This window comes from Winogradskyella schleiferi, from assembly GCF_013394655.1.
Lineage (GTDB): Bacteria > Bacteroidota > Bacteroidia > Flavobacteriales > Flavobacteriaceae > Winogradskyella > Winogradskyella schleiferi.
Map to the genome: position 1 here is coordinate 744,613 of NZ_CP053351.1, position 18,966 is coordinate 763,578.

General features: G+C 35.0%; 10 protein-coding genes. 8 read left to right on the forward strand and 2 right to left on the reverse strand.

The genetic code is table 11. From position 1 onward, the window contains the following. Positions 1-183: 183 nt before the first annotated feature. A complete protein-coding gene (gene purH / locus HM990_RS03245; RefSeq protein ID WP_178987566.1) occupies positions 184-1,713 on the reverse strand; it encodes a bifunctional phosphoribosylaminoimidazolecarboxamide formyltransferase/IMP cyclohydrolase in 1,530 nt (509 codons plus the stop codon). Positions 1,714-1,856: 143 nt separating this feature from the next. Between purH and HM990_RS03250 the strand changes: the two genes are divergently transcribed. Further along, on the forward strand, positions 1,857-3,110 hold the full coding sequence (locus tag HM990_RS03250) for an ABC transporter permease (protein WP_178987567.1): 1,254 nt from the start codon (positions 1,857-1,859) through the stop codon (positions 3,108-3,110). A gap of 189 nt (positions 3,111-3,299) precedes the next feature. Here HM990_RS03250 and HM990_RS03255 read toward each other — a convergent pair whose 3' ends face one another. Continuing rightward, complete coding sequence (locus tag HM990_RS03255; RefSeq protein ID WP_178987568.1) at positions 3,300-9,473, reverse strand: alpha-2-macroglobulin family protein; 6,174 nt, start codon at positions 9,471-9,473, stop codon at positions 3,300-3,302. 150 nt (positions 9,474-9,623) lie between these two features. Here HM990_RS03255 and HM990_RS03260 point away from each other — a divergent pair, with 150 nt between their 5' ends. From HM990_RS03260 to HM990_RS03290, 7 genes are all read left to right on the forward strand, one after another. Beyond that, positions 9,624-10,577, forward strand: a complete 954-nt coding sequence (locus HM990_RS03260; RefSeq protein WP_178987569.1) for a tetratricopeptide repeat protein — start codon at positions 9,624-9,626, stop codon at positions 10,575-10,577. A 115-nt stretch (positions 10,578-10,692) separates the two neighbouring features. After that, a complete protein-coding gene (locus tag HM990_RS03265; RefSeq protein ID WP_178987570.1) occupies positions 10,693-11,367 on the forward strand; it encodes a TetR/AcrR family transcriptional regulator in 675 nt (224 codons plus the stop codon). 2 nt (positions 11,368-11,369) lie between these two features. After that, positions 11,370-13,031 (forward strand): peptidase domain-containing ABC transporter, encoded by a 1,662-nt coding sequence (locus tag HM990_RS03270; RefSeq protein WP_178987571.1) that lies wholly within the window; start codon positions 11,370-11,372, stop codon positions 13,029-13,031. Positions 13,032-13,041: 10 nt separating this feature from the next. Continuing rightward, positions 13,042-14,388 carry an HlyD family secretion protein gene (locus tag HM990_RS03275; protein ID WP_178987572.1) on the forward strand — a complete coding sequence of 449 codons (1,347 nt, stop codon included), beginning with the start codon at positions 13,042-13,044 and terminating at the stop codon, positions 14,386-14,388. Between the two features lie 2 nt (positions 14,389-14,390). Then, positions 14,391-15,794 (forward strand): TolC family protein, encoded by a 1,404-nt coding sequence (locus HM990_RS03280; protein ID WP_178987573.1) that lies wholly within the window; start codon positions 14,391-14,393, stop codon positions 15,792-15,794. A 221-nt stretch (positions 15,795-16,015) separates the two neighbouring features. Further along, on the forward strand, positions 16,016-17,368 hold the full coding sequence (locus HM990_RS03285) for a UDP-N-acetylmuramate--L-alanine ligase (protein ID WP_178987574.1): 1,353 nt from the start codon (positions 16,016-16,018) through the stop codon (positions 17,366-17,368). Positions 17,369-17,477: 109 nt separating this feature from the next. Continuing rightward, positions 17,478-18,881, forward strand: a complete 1,404-nt coding sequence (locus HM990_RS03290; RefSeq protein ID WP_178987575.1) for a hypothetical protein — start codon at positions 17,478-17,480, stop codon at positions 18,879-18,881. Positions 18,882-18,966: the final 85 nt, after the last annotated feature.

Genomic DNA, 18,966 nt, shown 5'->3' on the forward strand with positions numbered 1-18,966 from the left:
TAATTATTTGGGTTATTTCAGTCTTCTTTTTAAGACTATCTGTAAAAGTAGTAAAATATACGTTATTTCTACATTTAAAGATGTTTATTGATTGATTATTTTTGTTTTTTATTTGATTTTAAAAAAACTCCGTATTAAGTCTTGATTCTTGCTTCTAAAAGTGAAGCGGTCTAGTATCTAATTTTAATGTTTAAAATGACGCGTTCCTGTAAAAACCATCGCAAGATTATTCTCGTTACAATAATTAATACTTAATTCATCTTTTATGGAACCTCCAGGTTGAATGACAGCCGTAATTCCAGCATTGTCCGCAATTTCTACACAATCCGGAAATGGAAAAAATGCATCACTCGCCATAACGGCTCCATTTAAATCAAAATTGAACGATTTCGCTTTGTGAATCGCTTGGTTTAAGGCATCAACACGACTTGTTTGTCCTGTGCCACTGGCACACAATTGCTTGTTCTTTGCTAAAACAATGGTATTGGATTTTGTGTGTTTGCAAATTTTTGAAGCGAAAATTAAATCGTCTAATTCACTCGAAGATGCTGTGGTTTTTGTAACTGATTTTAAACCTTCAAGTGTATCTGTTACGTTATTTCTATCTTGAACTAGAACACCATTTAAACAACTTCTTACATTGGTTTTTGGCATCTCTATATCTTTCAGGATTAAAAGGATTCTGTTTTTCTTTCCTTTCAGAACTTCTAATGCTTCAGCAGAAAACGATGGTGCGATAACCACTTCACAGAATAGTTTATGTATTTCTTCAGCGGTTGCCAAATCAATTTCGGAATTACTTATTAAAACGCCACCAAAAGCTGAAACTGGATCGCCAGCTAAGGCATCTACGTAAGCTTGGTGTAACGTGTCGCGCTGAGCCAAACCGCAAGCATTATTATGTTTTAAAACGGCAAACGTTGGTGCGTCGTTTTTAAATTCCAGCATTAAATTAACAGCGGCATCAACATCCAAAAGGTTATTATAGCTTAATTCCTTACCATGAAGTTTTGTAAAAATGGCATCAAAATCTCCGAAGAAAAACCCTTTTTGATGTGGATTTTCGCCATAACGCAACACTTTCCCATTGTTTTCCGAAATTTTTAAAGTAGGAATTTCATGATTCTTGTTGAAGTAATTAAATATTGCAGAATCGTAATGCGATGATACATTAAATGCTTTTGCAGCAAATTGTTTTCTATCGGCTTCAGAAGTTTCACCATTTTTGGTTTCCAATAATTCCAAAAACTCAGCATAATCGTCAACCGAAGAGACACAAGTTACATCTGCATAATTTTTAGCGGCCGCTCTAATCAAGGAAATACCTCCAATATCAATTTTTTCAATAATATCTTGGTTGCTTGCTCCAGAAGCTACAGTTTTTTCAAAAGGATATAAATCCACAATAACTACATCAATTTGTGGAATGTCGAACTCTTTTAATTCAGCAACATCGCCATCGTGATTTTGACGATTCAGAATACCTCCAAAAACTTTAGGATGCAAGGTTTTTACACGGCCTCCAAGAATTGATGGATAAGAGGTTACGTCTTCTACTGGTATGACATCAACTCCTAAATCCTTGATGAATTTTTCTGTGCCACCTGTAGAATAAATGGTAACGTTGAGGTCGTTTAATTTTTTAACGATTGGTGCTAATCCATCTTTACTAAATACCGATATTAGTGCCGATGAAATGGTTTTGTTGCTCATAATGTTGTGTTGTGTTTTTGATGGTGCAAAAATACGCATATTCAAAAAGAATTATTGGTGCTGAAACCAGTTTCTTTAAGTTTTTTGTAACAATAAATTGTTGAAAACGTCCTATATTTAAATTGTTTTAAAACAACCTTTGCATGCTGGTCTATTTACGTTTACTGAAAGAGAGTTTTTCATTCGCTTTAAATGCGCTTCGTACTAATAAACTCAGGACATTCTTGTCGCTTTTAGGTGTAACGGTTGGTATATTTTCTATTATTGCTGTTTTGGCAGCAGTCGATTCTCTCGATCAAACTATTCAAGGTAAGTTAAGTAATTTAGATAGTAATACTATGTACTTGGCAAATATGCCGTTTGGCCCAACTGATGTGCCACGTTGGCAAAGGGAGACTTTTGATGAAATAACTTATAACGAATACAAAACTCTAGATGCTTCATTGTCTGAAGCAGAACACGTAGCATTACAATTATTTGTGAAGCGCGAAAATATTAGGTATGAATCTGAATTGGTAAGCAGTGTCAATACCGTAGTGGTCTCTCATGAATTTGCTGATATTCAAGTTTTGGAATTTGAAAAAGGTCGTTTTTACAATGAATCTGAATCTAATTCTGGTCGGCCTGTAGTGGTAATTGGATCGGAAATCGCTAAATCACTTTTTGGAGAGTTTGAGCCGATAGGTAAAAAGGTGAGGCTCTTCGGCCAGAAGTTTACGGTCATTGGTGTGGTTAAAAAAGAAGGTTCAGGTTTGTTTGGCGATAGTAACGATGTGTCTATTTTTCTACCTGCGAATTATGTGAGGAATAGGTATGGTGATAATAATCCAAATATGAAATATATTGTTATTATCAAACCAGAAAAAGATGCTGATATTGCAGGTTTAAAAGCTGAAGTTGTTCAAATAATGCGGACTAAAAGAGGTTTGAAACCGGACGAAATAGATACTTTTTTTATTAGTGTTATTTCAGGATTACAAGATTTGATAGATACGATTATTGACAGTTTGAATTTAATTGGTTGGATAATAAGTGGTTTTTCTTTATTGGTAGGCGGTTTTGGAATTGCCAACATTATGTTTGTGAGTGTGAAAGAACGTACCAATCTTATTGGGATTCAGAAATCATTAGGGGCAAAGAATAAATTTATCCTGTTTCAATTTTTATTTGAAGCTGTGATTTTGGCTATCGTAGGCGGTGTAGTAGGTCTGTTTTTAGTTTGGATAGGCACGATAATAGGAAGTAACCTTACTGAAGATTTCACTTTTGTACTATCTGCTCAAAATATGTTTCTCGGATTTTTTATTTCCTCGATTATAGGTCTGATTTCCGGAGTTGTACCAGCAATGAAAGCCTCTAGATTGGATCCTGTGGAGGCGATACGTACTGGAATGTAAATTTTAGTTCTCAGTCTCAGTCTCAGTTTTCAGTAAAAAATGAAAATTAAACCGTAATAATTTCAAATTTTTAGGTTTACATTTTTTAGTCTGCTTTATCCTTTGCTCCTTTTGCGCCTTTGCGAGAAATTTGCAGTGTTTAGTTATAGAATTACCTCTAGAGAATAATTTCTTTTTTCAAGAGATAAATCAATCTACAGAAATTCGAATCCCCTCACTATGACTACTAAATTCCGGTGCATACATACTCTGAATGGTGCTAATGCCATTGCTCATGTCTCCTGCATTGTTCACGCGTAAATCATATTCAAAAACATAAACCCCTTTTGGTAAATAGTCCATAAAAAAGTTAGTGGCTGCATCTTTGGTACTTTCGTAATAGCCCAAACCATCTTGCCATTTGTATTGCGATAATACATTTATAGGCTCTAAACCTGCAGCTCGCATATCTTTAAGATGTACAAATTCCATGGTTCTATCGGTTCTCAATTCAATTCTAACCCTAATTAAATCGCCAACTTTTAATATTGAATTTGAAGTGATTTCGGTGATTTCTTCGCCATTAGCCGTGTTCGATTTTATGAATAGTTTCTTGCTTAATTTTAAAGGTGTGTCTGCCGAAGTGATGTTATCTAAATCTTCAAAATATTGCCAGTACAAGGCTCCCCAAGCAATGCCTCCACCTTTCTGCCTGCCGGCAGGCATGGTTTTAGTGATGGTAACATCAGCTTTCTCTGGTGTAATTTCTGAACCATTCCATGAGGTTTTATAATAACCTGTTCCAGCTTCCACTTTTACGTTATCTAATGTCGAAGGCGAAATGGTTTCATTGCCAACTTTTACTTCCACTTGTTCTGTAACGCTGAGCCAATCACTTCCTTGTAATAACAAGGCGTAAACGGCTTCAGAAGTTGCTTTGGTTGTTTTCCAACTATTGGTTTGTTTATTCTTTAACAACCAGATTTTTAGGTTGTCGATGTCTTTGAGATTATTCGCTTCCGCCTTCGTTTTTGCTTCTTCGGACAGGTCGCTCTGTATGACATTACCAACTTCCGAAAACACTTCAACCATCAAGGCTTGGGTTTCAATTGGTGCTTGGTACCAATACCAAGAGTTGGTGTTGTTTTTCCAGTACATTCCTAGTTCTTCAGACGTAATACTGGTTTCTTTTAGGGAGTTTACGATTTTAGCTGCTGTTTTGGCATCAGCCATTCTGTGCATGGTCAATGCCATTAATCCTTTATCGTATAATGAACGTCTTAACCAATACTTTTGAATCTGTGTTTGGTAATAATCCATTATTTTTTTCACTTCTTTAGAAGGCGTATGTTCGGGATAAAAACTTCGTGTGTATAAATAATGCAGTTGCGTATGCGATAGATGGTCTTTGCTTAAATCTGCATTCTTATTGTACTTTCTGAGGTCTTTATATTCTTGTACGAATTCGGTATCTAAATATTGTAATGCATTTTGAATCATTTGGTTTTCAGAAAAGCCTTCAACAGGGTCTTGTCTAACATTTAGTTGTTTGAGATGCCCAAAACCAGCAATGATATGCTGTGTGATAAATCGATTATCGCGTCCGCCATTGAACCAAGGCCAAGCGCCAGAACTATGCTGATTGTTTCGCAGTTTTCTAAGAGCAGATTGCAATTCATTAGTCATCTTATTAAGGTCGAATAATAAAGCGATACGTTTTTTCTGTTCCGTTTCAGATTCAGCATTACGTAACCAAGGCGTTTCTTGAATCAATAATGATTTTAATTCTTGATTCTTTTCTAAATTAGAAAGTAAAGCATCCGTCGATTTCCATTGCTTAAAAACCGCTTCAATTTTAGGATTCGATTTTACAATATGTTGCGCCAGAGCATTCGCATAATAACGTGAAAATGTTTGCTCATTGCAGTCATAAGGATATTCCATTAAATATGGTAAAGCTTGAACGGCATACCAAGCCGGATTTGACGTTATTTCTAGTGTTAGCTTATGATTGGTTAATGTTGTCGAAGTATTATTCTTCAACTTATCCAACGTAAATGTTTTGGTCTGGTTAGAACGTACCCACATAGGAAGTGTTTCCGTGACTAGCATCCTATTACTTAAAACAGGTAAGGCATTTTGCTCACCATCACTAAAATCGCCTGCTTTTGCAATCACTTTGTATTGTACCGCTTGTAGACCTTCAGGAATACCTAAAATCCATGAGACTTGTGTGTTGCCTTTTGAGGAAACTAAAAAAGAAGCCCCTTCTAGCTTCCCCAGAGGGGAAGAACTAGCTTGTGTGCGGATAAGAGATTCGGTAATGATCTTTCCGGTTAATGCATCGGTCAAAATTAACTGTGCAACACCTGATAATTCATTTTCTGTAAGATTGGCTATTTTAGTACTAATAGTAATTTCATCGCCTTCCCTCAAAAAACGTGGTGCATTAGGTATGACCATTAACTCTTTTTGGGTAACGGTTTCTAGTTGCGTTACTGCACTTTCCAAAATTTTAGTATGTGCCAACAATTGTAGTTTCCATTTGGTCAGCGCTTCTGGTGCTTTAAAGTTGAAACTGACGTTGCCTTCCGCATCGGTTTGCAATTGTGGAAAGAAGAAGGCGGTTTCGTTTAGGTTTTTTCGGATTTGGATATTATCTAAATCAATCTCTTTTTTATTTTGATTAGGATTACTTCCATCTGAATTTTTTGGATTCCATTCTTTATCACTTTCAGTTTTCGTTGTTTCACCATAACCTACAGTTACAACTTCTTCCATTTCTGCAGAATCTTCCATGGCCATCAAATCTGCTTGTGGTGCGGATACTCTGTTACTATAACTGATACTTCTTTTTACAAAAAAATCATTTCCTAAATAAAACCCAAACCAATTCAATTGGTCGAAACCTTGATATGGGTAACTCTGGTTTACATTAAAATTATTAAACAATCTAAAATGAGTGGTTCCAAAGCTCTGTCCCGAATTTTTATGGATTCTTCCATAATAAACAGGATTATGAATAGGGTTGAAGTTCCAATTATGAGCCCTAAATTCATCTAAAGACGCATCGTACATACTTGCTAACAATTCCGCAGAAACTTTATCGCCTTTTGGGCCTTTTATTTTAAAACTCCAGGTTTCGTCTTGTCCTGGTTGTAGTTTGTCTCGGAACGTTGTCGTTTCAATTTCCAAATCGGTTTTAGGATAAGGCACGTTTACATTAAAACTCTGGGAGTGAAATTCATTGAAAGCTGCAAATGATGTATGCACCGCAAACCCTCCTAAATCACTTTCCAAAACAGGAATCGTTATCGTTTTTTTAGAATCATTAAGTTCAACCAATTGTGTCATTATAATTGTGTTGTCTTTTTCAATTTCAACCGTGACGGTTAGGTTTTCTGCTGCCGAACCTAAAGTTAATTTTGCCATGGAATTGGTTTCGTAACTCGTTTTGTTCAATTGCGCTTCATATAATTGGTTGTCGGCAACGGTTTTGTCTTTATCACTAAAAAGTGCCGTGAATATTTGATCTTTTACGGTTTGCCCAAACTTATCTTTGCTTTCTGCAACAAGGATATACTGTCCGGATTCCCATTTGTTCAGTTTTTTTAGGGTGATGGTTTTCGCGTTTTCAGTATCAAAAGATGTGCTGTAAACTTCCTCGCCTTTTGGCCAATTGGTCAATTGACCTTCATTGTCATAAGGTTCGTGCGGAAATAGTTTTATAAATTCTCCATTAGAAAGCGTTTGATAATCTGGCGCTTGCCAAGGCCTTGTTCTTAAAACACGGTCTGGTGCGTTCAGTTTATAGATTTTTAATTCTCCTTTTGTAGGTATAAATTCGCCATTGAGATTTTGCGATGTTAGAGTCAATTCTATTTCTTTGGTCTCTTTATCAATTTTTTGAGGTGCCACAATGTTGAGTGTCATAGCATGATAACCAACATTGACAATCGTAGAAGTTGAACGTGTTTCGCCATTAATATCGGTAACATCTGCAGTGACTTCATAATTGAAAACCGGAAGGTTGTCTTTTGACACACTTTCGTCTGGAATGGCTTTGAACGTAATTTCAAACTCGCCTTTGGCATTTGTTTTAGTGTCTCCAAAGGTAATTTCTTGCGCTTCTGAGTTAAAATATGGTCGTCTCCAATAATACCAACCTGGAAATCTTACATTTCGTTTAACGCGATAAACTACTTTGGCATCTGTAATGTTGCTACCAGCAAAAGCAATGGCAGTACCTTTAACCGTGATGCAATCATTGACTTTATAGGTTTCTGTAATCGGCTGAAATTCAGGTTTAAATTTTGGTCGTTTGTATTCTTCAACCGAAAAATAATGATGTCCACTGCCCACCGTATTTGATAATGTTCTGATATAGAACTGACCTGTTAATCCTCCGTTGGGATGTATGAATTCACCATGAAACGATCCAAATTCATTGGTTACAAACTTTAATTCCGATACTTTCTCGCCATTCACATTATGCAACTCTGCCGTAATTTCTTTGTCATCAGCAACCGATGATTTTCCGTCTTTCGATTGCGTAATGATGCCTTTAAAATAAACCGTTTGTCCTGGTCTGTAAATGCTTCGGTCCGTAAATAAAAACGTATGGTATTGTGTATCGTTACTTGTGTTTTGATTGTAGGTTCTGTTGATGTAATAATCGCCAAAATAGCCTGTATCGTCTTTTGAATTGATTTTTATTTGAACGTTTCTGTAATACTTATTGTCTTTACTAAATTCAAATTTTCCAAAACGGTCGGTTGTAAATCTTTTGGTCAAGCGCTTGTCATTTTGGTTATTGGAATAAGATAGTTCAGCTGTAATATTAGTCATTGGTTTCCCATCGTGTCTATTGATGACTTGATAGAAATGCGACTCGTTTTCAGAGCTTTCCACCAACGCTACATCCGTAACCTGAATATGAGCCGTAGCAAAAACGTCAGTGTCAGAATTAGTATTTGCTTTAATAAGATATAAACCATTTGCCAGATTTGGTACTACAATTTCGGTACCATGGTTTTGATAATCGCCTTCTGTTTTTAAAGCGCTCGAAAAAGTTTCAACAGGATTCAGGTTTTTGAAAAACGCTCGTTTTTCATCTGCCCTGTAAATTCCATTAAAACGTTCTATTTGACTTTGTGAAACTTTGTAAATTTTGAAATCTAAGTTTTCTAAAGTCTTATACGTCACTAAGATTCTTGAAGGTACATTAATACCAATAAATTCTTCAGCTTGTAACTGTAAACTCGGTTGTTGAATTTGTGCTATTAAAACCTTACATTTTTGAGCTCCAATACTTTCTGGAAATTTAGCAATTGCCGAAGTACAAAGTTCAATGGCTTCTTTTAATTTCCAACGATTTCTGGTGTTTATCACGTTGTCTTCAAGATTATTGTTGAATGAATTGCCTTGTTTTTGATAAACTGTTGCAATTTCGTAATCATATAAAGTGGATAATTCCGAAACTTTTAATTCATCTGATTTCGACATTAAGGTTTCAAGAAGTAAATCTTCTGAATTTGAAAATGTGGCATGTTGTTTTACAAAATTCAAACGTTCAATATCTACGTCTACAAAGGCTTTTGAGACTTGGTCTTTACGATGGAATTTTAATAAATTCTGAAAGATTTTAAGAGCATTTCGTTGAAGTGATAAGGTGTCTTTGGATGTTAAATTCACATTGAGAAATAGTTCGCTATCGGAAATAAAATCAGCGTTATCAATAGTAAATTTATAGGCCGGTTGTGTGATGCTGTTTTCGTCCGTTTTATAAAAACTTAAGGCATTATGACTCAATAAGTCGTATAATGTTGGACGATATGTTTTTGAGTTTTTGACTTCATTAAGCAGTATGCTGTATTCATTTAGCGATTCTTCTTGAAGTAGATCTGCATTTTCAAGAGAACGCTGATAATATTTGTGGATTTCATTAAAAATAGTTTCTAAATCCCAAGTTCTAAAATCATCACTAACTTTTTCAGAGGTTTTGGTTCTGTTATAAAATTGATAGCGACTTTGCTGAAAATAGTGCCAATACATGGTGGCCAACATATTTTCCAAAAGGTGCTTGGTCACGATATCTTTCGTGGCATCGATTTCAGATTTGAAACGATTAACGATGTTAAGTTGTGCATCTTCTTCAAGGGTTAGCATATACTTACTAATATGTAACAAAGCTTTGATCCGTTGTTGGGTGTTTTCCGTCTTAACCGCATTTTTATAAATAGTCTCTACCAATTCCGAAGCACTTTTTGTAAGTCCGTCGTTTTCGAGTTTGGATACTTCTTTCCATTGATTTTCAAAATCATTTTGGGCATTGGAAAAAGAAGCGAAGCAGATGAGCATAAGTAATGATATATAGTGTTTCATATGATAGTATTTATTACAAAAAACATTCAAAATGTATTCCAAAAACAGACCAAATGAGTAAAAGGTTCATTTCGATGAGTGAAGTTAACAATTTGTTGAGGAAACTGAACGTTATTAAATCATATATTTGTCCGATAACCGAATATTAATATGCTGAGATTTCTGTTTGTTTTATTGTTGTCTTCGTTTTGTTATTCCCAAACGTCTATAGCAAATGCTGAGGCGTTTATAGCGAATAAAGAATACGTAAAGGCACAAAACGAAATGACCGATTTTTTAGTATCGAATCCAAACGATATGAAGGCCATTGAACTTTTAGGCGAAGCCTATGGCTATCAGAAAAAATGGGATGAAGCCATTGCACAATTTCAAATTTTAAAACAGAAACGACCAGAAAATGCAGACTACCATTATAAATATGGTGGTGCTTTAGGCATGAAAGCATTAAGCATAAGTAAATTAAAAGCCCTCGCCATTATAGGCGACGTTAAATATTCTTTTATAAAAGCAGCTCAATTAGACCCAAACCATATCGAAGCACGTTGGGCTCTGGTGGAGTTATACGTGTCCTTGCCAGGTATTATAGGCGGTAGTAATGACAAAGCTTTAAGATATGCCAATGAGTTACAAAATCTGTCAAAAGTCGATGGCTACTTAGCTAAAGGTTATGTTTACGAATATGATGACGAACCAGAACTGGCCGAAAAATATTACAGATTGGCCATAAAGGTAGGCGGTTCTGTAACCTGTTATGAAAAGTTGACTAAATTCTACGAAGGTCAACACCAACCAGAAAAAGCCATTGGTAATTTAGAAGAAGCGAAAGACAAACACCAACGCAATGCAATGCACTATCAAATCGGAAAAGTTTGTGCAGATTATAATATTCAGCTCAATAAAGGTGAGAAGTGTATTAAAGCCTATTTAACCAATCACTCGGCTCAGGATGGCGTACCAAAAGAATGGGCTTATTATCGCTTGGCGCAAATTTATAAGCACAAGGATAATAAGTCTGAAGCCCTAAATTGGATTAATAAAGCGATTGCTGGTTTGCCCGAAATACAAGTCTTTAAGGACGAAAAATCAGCAATTTCCGAGCTATAGGTTAATTTTCATCATTTATATTTTAGAGTTCATCCTAATTATAGGATGCTAAATAATTGTTAAATACCCAAAATTAATAGTAATACTATTATATTTGCAATTAAATATTTTAGTTATGATTAATTTACTTTCAAATTTAAAGATTCAGGTACCTGATAAAATTTACATAAAAGATCCAGAATCATCAGATTTAGGAAAGCGCATTATTGAACATAGTATTCTTTTAATAGATGATATTGGTTTTGACAGTTTTACCTTTAAGAAGCTGGGTTTAAAAATTGGATCTAACGAAAGTTCTATTTATCGTTATTTTGAAAGTAAGCATAAGCTCCTTCTATATCTTACCTCTTGGTATTGGGCTTGGATTGAATATCAGATGGTGTTTGCCACATTTAATATGAAAGATCACAAGGAACAATTATTCAAAGCCATTGAAATCGTCACTCAAAAGATAAAACAAGATGTAGCCTTTGATCATATTGATGAAATCGTACTAAATAGAATTATTATCAACGAAAATTCTAAATCGTTTCTAACCAAAGAAGTGGATAGCGAAAATAAAGAAGGCTATTTTATAGTATACAAACGTTTAGTGAAACGCTTAAGTGATATGATTTCCAATAATAATTCAGATTATAAATTTTCACTGACTTTAGCGAGTACAATTGTAGATGGTGCACTTCATCAGCACTATTTGGCTGATCACTTTACATCAATTACAGACTGTGATGGCAACACCACACCAACAGATTTCTTTAAAGAGTTGACCATTAAAACCATTAATAAATAATTATGGCAGAAAAAAAAACAGTAATGTCTCCTTGGCAAAGGCTAGTGGGTCTTTTAAAATTAGAGAAAAGAGATGTTTTACAGGTCATCTACTACGCCATTTTTTCTGGCTTTTTAGCACTTACATTGCCTTTGGGAATACAGGCTATAATCAATTTAATACAAGGTGCTCAGGTAAGTACGTCCTGGATTATTCTTGTCATTCTGGTAACCGTAGGTGTTGCATTTGTAGGAATATTGCAATTAATGCAAATGCGAATTATTGAAACTATTCAACAACGTATTTTTACAAGGGCCTCTTTTGAATTTACCTATCGTTTTCCAAAGCTAAAGATGGATGAGTTACGCAACAGTTATCCACCTGAATTGGCAAATCGATTTTTTGATACTTTGAATATCCAAAAAGGTTTGGCTAAGATTTTAGTGGATATTCCTGCGGCAATTCTCCAAATCGTATTTGCTTTGATATTGTTATCCTTTTACCATCCGTTTTTTATTGCTTTCGGAATTTTGCTATTAATTCTTATCTATATCGTATTTAAGTTCACGGCTAAAAAAGGTATGGACACAAGTCTTATGGAATCCAAAAATAAATATAAGGTCGCCCATTGGATACAAGAAGTCGCAAGGGCTGTAGTCAGCTTCAAACTTTCTGGTAAGACCAGCTTAGCTATTGAAAAAAACGATGAATTGGTAAACGAATATCTGGTGGCAAGAGAAAGTCATTTTAGAATTTTAGTTATTCAATTTATTCAAATGATAGGCTTTAAGGTTATAGTTACGGCTGGTTTGTTATTGATTGGTGGATTATTGGTTTTAAATCAAGAAATGAATATCGGTCAATTCGTTGCTGCAGAAATTATAATTCTTCTCGTCATTGCATCAGTTGAAAAACTCATTTTAGGTTTGGAGTCCTTTTATGATGTACTTACCTCTTTAGAGAAAATGGGTCAGGTTGTGGATAAGGAATTGGAAATGCAAGAAGGAGATAAACCAGAATTCAAAAACGACTTTAATATTGAATTGGATAATGTGTCTTATAAGGTACCAGATAAAGATGATGCGATCATTAAAGATGTCTCATTGGTCATTAAACCAAAGAGCCGACTATTGGTAAAAGGCGAAAGTGGTTCGGGTAAATCGAGTTTACTCCGTTTAATTGGTGGAATCATAGAGCCTACATATGGAAAAGTATATTTAGATAAATTTATGTTACGCAACGTTAATCTCAACCATTATCGAAGTCACTTAGGATTATCTCTAGCGGATGAAACGCCTTTTGAAGGTACCATCAGGGAAAACATAACTTTTGGAAATCCAGATGTCTCAGATGAGCAATTAATGTGGGCCATCGAGAATGTTGGACTGTATCAATTTATTAAGGAAAGTTCTAAAGGCCTCAATACCATATTATATCCAGAGGGTAAGCAGATTTCATTTACAATTGCTAAAAAAATTGTATTGGCCAGAGCTATAGTAAACAAACCAAAGGTGCTTATTTTAGAAGATCCATTAGAGCATTTTGAGGCAAAAGAAGTCAAGAAAATCATTTCGTTCTTAACCAGTGATGACAATCCTTGGGCTCTAGTTGTTGTAAGTATGAGTAATGATTGGTCACAAAGTTGTACTCAAGTGGTGACCCTTAAAAAAGGTGAAATTATTTAAAGAACATTTTATGCTAAATATATCTCATAATCAATTACATAAATCGGTGGATATCTCGGATTCCAAATCAGGAAAACGCGTATTTCACGGACGATACTATATGTATTTCAATCGTTTCTTAGGAGCGTTTGCCATCATCGGAATCATCATTCTATTTCTACCTTGGACGCAAAACATAACAGGGAGAGGTAACGTAACCACGTTGACGCCAGACCAAAGACCACAAACCATTCAATCTCCAATTCCTGGTAGAATAGAGATTTGGTTGGTTAGGGAAGGTGATTTTGTTGCTAAAGGTGATACGATTATGAAAATCTCAGAAATTAAAAGCGAATATTTTGATCCTAATTTGGTGGAGCGTACCGCTCAGCAACGTGATGCTAAATCACAATCCGTAGGTTCTTATGAAGAAAAAGTAAAAGCACTAAACCGACAAATTGATGCCTTAGCCAATGAGCGTGGTCTGAAGTTAGAGCAAGCGAAAAATAAATTGCTTCAAGCGAAACTTAAGGTGCAAAGTGATAGCATTGATTTTGAAGCAGCCAAGACCAATAAGCAAATTGCAGAACGTCAATTTGACCGTACAGTAACATTACAAGAAGAAGGTTTTAAAGCCACAAAGGATGTTGAGGACAAGCGATTAAAACTTCAGGAAACAGAAGCAAAATTAATATCACAGGAAAATAAATTATTAGCGAGCAAGAACGAGGTACTCAATGCGCAATTCGAAATTTCGAGAGTCAATGCTGAATATTCTGATAAGATTTCCAAAGCGCAAAGTGATAAGTTTACAGCACAATCGAGTCAGTTTGATACCGAAGCCCAAGTATCTAAATTAGACAATGAATATTCTAATTACAAAATGCGAAACGATTTACTATTTATTACGGCGCCTTACGATGGTTACATTAATAAAGCGATAAGAGGAGGCGTAGGGCAAACCTTTAAGGAAGGTGAAGCATTGGTCGGCATCATGCCAGCTGAGGTGGATTTGGCTGTAGAAACTTTTGTAGAACCTATTGATTTGCCTTTATTAAATTTAGGAGAAAAAGTGCGCGTGCAATTCGATGGTTGGCCTGCTATCGTTTTCAGTGGTTGGCCAAATGTGTCTTACGGAACTTATGGTGCCAAAGTGGTGGCTGTAGAAAATTTTATTAGCGACAACGGTAAGTTTAGAGTGCTTCTAGCACCAGATGAAGAAGCCGAAAAATGGCCAGAAGCAATTAGAGCTGGATCAGGTGCCTACACTATGGCGTTATTGGATGATGTACCAATTTGGTTCGAGTTATGGCGAAAATTGAATGGATTCCCACCTAATTATTATCAACCTGAAGGCGCAACCGCTAAAAAGAAATAAGAATGAGATTCATAGTTACAATAGTTCTTATAGGCTTTAGTTATATTGGGTTTTCTCAAACGGAGGACTTATCTAATAGGCTTCGTTTTGATGAATACTTAGGATACGTTAAAAAATTCCACCCGATTGTGAAGCAAGCAGAATTGGTGATTGATGAAAGTCAGGCCAAATTGATGAAATCCCGTGGAGCTTTCGATCCAAAGATTGAAGTTGATTACGGTAGAAAGCAATTCAAAAACACGGAATATTATGATAAACTTAATGGAATCTTTAAAATTCCGACTTGGTTTGGCGTAGAATTAAAAGCAGTGTTTGAAGAAAACTCTGGAGACTATTTAAATCCTGAAAATTTTGTACCAGAAGATGGTTTGTACAGCGCAGGTGTTTCTGTGCCTCTAGGTCAAGGATTGTTGATTAATAATCGAATGGCAGCATTAAAACAAGCCAAGTTATTTAGGGAACAAGCCAAAGCAGATCGCGATTTATACGTCAACAACATATTGTTTGAAGCGTCTTTGGTGTATTTCGAATGGTTACAAGCGTATAATGAACTGAAGCTATTTGAAAATATTTTGACCAATGCCCAACAACGTTATGATGGCGTGCAAAAAGGTGTTGAGGTTGGTGAGAATGCTGAAATTGATGCTACCGAAGCCAGAATTGCAGTCAACAATAGAAAATTGGGTTTAGAGCAATCTAAGGTGAAATTGATAAAAGCAGCTTTGGAACTGTCTAATTTTTTATGGTTGGACAATAATGTTCCAGTTGAGTTACAGCCCAATGTGATTCCTGACATAAATTCAGAACCAATTATAGATGCTACTTTTAATATCAATCAATTACGGAGTGATGACGTTGTGTTAGAAAACCATCCAAAAATGGTGTCCTTAGGTTATAAGTTAGAAGGTTTAGAAGTGGATACAAGATTAAAGGCGAATAAATTGTTACCGAGAATTGATGTGGAATATAATTTCTTAACTGAAACGCCAGAAGTCGTCAGAACACTTAATACTGCGGAATATAAAGGAGGCGTAAATCTAAGTTTTCCATTGTTTTTAAGAAAAGAACGTGGCGATTTAAAGCTAGCAAAACTAAAATTACAAGACACGGAATACGAACGCGATGCCACGCGTGTTAATCTTCAAAATAAAATCAATGCTTTAAGACAAGAATTGGAATCTTATAGTGCACAAAATGAAATTACAACAGAAATGGTGTCGGATTATCAGCAAATGCTACTTGCAGAAGAACGAAAATTTGAGCTAGGGGAAAGTTCGCTGTTTTTGGTAAACTCTAGAGAATCGAAATTGATTGACGGACAATTAAAAGCTATAGAAATACAGAATAAATTTTTTAGTACCAAGGCGAAGTTATTTAATAGTTTGGCAGTGAATCCGGATTTGTAAAATAATAAGTTTTTAGTCTCGCAAAGCTATATGGACAAAAAAATGGATTTTTTGAAGCATGAATTTACGCTGGCCTTTTTAAGTTGAGGTAATTTCATTGCAGTATCGTTTTAAAAGAATAGTCTTTGTGCTTTTGTGTCTTTACGAGAGATTTTTATTCGAATCAAGACTTTGCGAGCCGATAATTTGGAATTTGAGTTTTGTAAGTTGATATTTGTTAAATGAACGTACATTTTATAGCCATTGGTGGTGCCGCAATGCACAATTTAGCCTTAGCACTTCACAATAAAGGTTACAAAGTCACTGGTAGTGACGACGAAATTTTCAATCCTTCAAAATCGCGATTGGAAGCTAAAGGCTTATTACCAGAGTCATTTGGATGGTTTCCTGAAAAAATCACGTCTTCTTTAGATGCCATAGTTTTGGGAATGCATGCTAAAGCTGATAATCCTGAATTGTTAAAAGCCCAAGAAATCGGCTTAAAAATCTACAGTTATCCTGAATTTCTTTACGAACAATCCAAACATAAAACACGGGTTGTTATTGGCGGAAGCCACGGAAAAACGACGATTACCTCAATGATTTTGCATGTGCTGCATTATCATGATAGAGATGTGGATTATATGGTTGGCGCACAGCTCGAAGGTTTTGATGTCATGGTAAAACTGACTGAAGATAATGATTTTATGGTGTTGGAAGGCGATGAGTATTTAAGTTCTCCAATTGATAGGCGGCCAAAATTTCATTTGTACAAACCTAATATTGCCTTGTTAAGTGGCATTGCTTGGGACCATATCAATGTATTTCCAACTTATGAAAACTATGTGGAACAGTTTAGCATTTTTGTGGATTCTATAGTTACAGGTGGAAGTATCAATTATAATGAAGAAGATGCTGAAGTAAAACGCGTAGTGGAAGCCTCCGAAAATCAGATTCGGAAGATTGCCTATAAAACTCCAGAATATTCGGTCGAAAATGGCGAGACCTTATTGGAAACTCCAGAAGGTCCAATGCCTATCGAAGTATTTGGTGCTCACAACTTAAATAACTTAGCTGGTGCCAAATGGATTTGCCAACATATGGGAATTGATGAAGACGATTTTTACGAAGCCATTTCTACGTTTAAAGGTGCAAGCAAACGGCTCGAAAAAATTGCCGAATCTAAAACAAGCGTCGCTTATAAAGATTTTGCACACTCGCCAAGTAAAGTAGAAGCGACAACCAAAGCGGTCAAGGAGCAATACAGCGACCGAACTTTAGTCGCTTGTTTGGAATTACATACGTATAGTAGTCTTAATGCGGAATTCTTAAAAGAATACAAAGGTGCATTGGACGCAGCAGATGTCGCCGTGGTATTTTATTCGCCACACGCTGTGGAAATTAAAAAATTAGAAGAAGTTACTAAAGAACAAATTGCTAATGCGTTTGAACGCGATGATTTGATTATTTACACCAATCCAGATGAATTTAAAGACTTTTTGTTCTCGCAGGATTTTCTAAATAAGTCGTTATTGTTAATGAGTTCTGGTAATTATGGTGGTTTGGATTTTGGGGAGGTGACAAAACTGTTTTAACGTTTTGTCATCCTGAACTTGTTTCAGGATCTCATCAGATTAGGATTTTAACTCTTGTTTCGTAACAAATATGATAATTCTAAGACTTATTTGTTAGAGCCAATCAAGTATGAATTTCAATCATTTATTTTATGATTCTCATGTAAATTTTAATTCAATTTCTAAGAAAAGAATTGTTTTGTCAATTTTTCTTGGTCTAGTTTCTGCAGTATTGATTTATAGTTTCTTCTATGTCTTAAGAGAAACTGATAGAATGATGTTTCTAGATTTTGAGTATCGACCTATCGTAATTCCTGAAACTGAAAGGCAATTATATAATCTTTTCTTTGCAGCGATTTCAATGATTTTGGGCAATTCTATTACAATTAGTTTTTTATTTTCTCGTCCACAAAATGCCTTCTCTAGAAGAAATATTAAACGCACAAGAATATTAAATGACCAAGCATTTTTAGGATTTAATTTTATTCATTGGTTTGCTAAAGTTTGGTTTCTTTTTGGAATTTTTGCTTCTCAATTTATGGGTACAAAATTTATTACTACTTTTATATTACCCTCAATATTATTAATTATTGTATTGTATTTAGATTTATGGAAAACACTTATAACTGTTATAAAGAAAAATCGATGGAAAATTCAATGCGTTCACTTAATAGTATTTCTAATTCTCACGTTTATTCTAAGTCGAGTTGATGTTATAGATTATAAATCAATGGATGAGTCTATTTTAGATTCAAACCCAACAATAGATGTTCCTTCCAGCTTTTATCTCAACGATAATAAACGTAAGTATTACTATGATAACCTAGTTTTAAAAATGGAATTAGTATCTGAGAATGATGTTGGTGTTTTTAATGAAGCAAATGAGCGGATAGAATGGAATGCTTTATCTATGTTAGTATTGGATTATAACAATGAACAGTCTTATCAGCATGGTAGAACATGGGTTCGTTTAAGGGCAAATAAAAGTATACCAATTAAATATATAAAAGAATTAGAATTAATACTTTTAGAGATGAACCTATGGAGACTCTTCTATGAAGTTTCTAATAATGATGAATCAACTGCTAGCTATTATAATAATCAATTAGAGACTCGAATTTCTCCTTCTTTACAAGAAGCTTTTCCGCGTATAGTAAAGCCGCCTAAAGTTCCAGGTTGGGATTTTTATAAAGAACAAAAGTTTCAGGATACACTAAGCGTGCATATTTCTGAAAGTATTGAAATTGATAATCGTGAAGTACCCTTAAATATGCTTCCGAGGAATCTCAAAACTCATATTAATCAAACATCTATAATTGAATACATCTATGCGGATGATGCAACCTATCAAGATTATATTAATGTTTTATCAGCACATAAAACAGCAGTTTGGGAATTGAGAGCAACTGAAAATTTTGATAAGTTAGATGAAATGATTCGCCGAAATCAGTTTAGTCGTGATGAGAAACTTTATGAAGAAAGAAATCGAATACTAGAAATGTATCCATTTCGTATTACAGAACGGTTTGAATGAACTCTAGAGATTTTAATGGTTTAGATTTTGATGAGATGAATAGTTAAATATGGATTCGTTCTTTCTTAATTCATCTTATGGTACA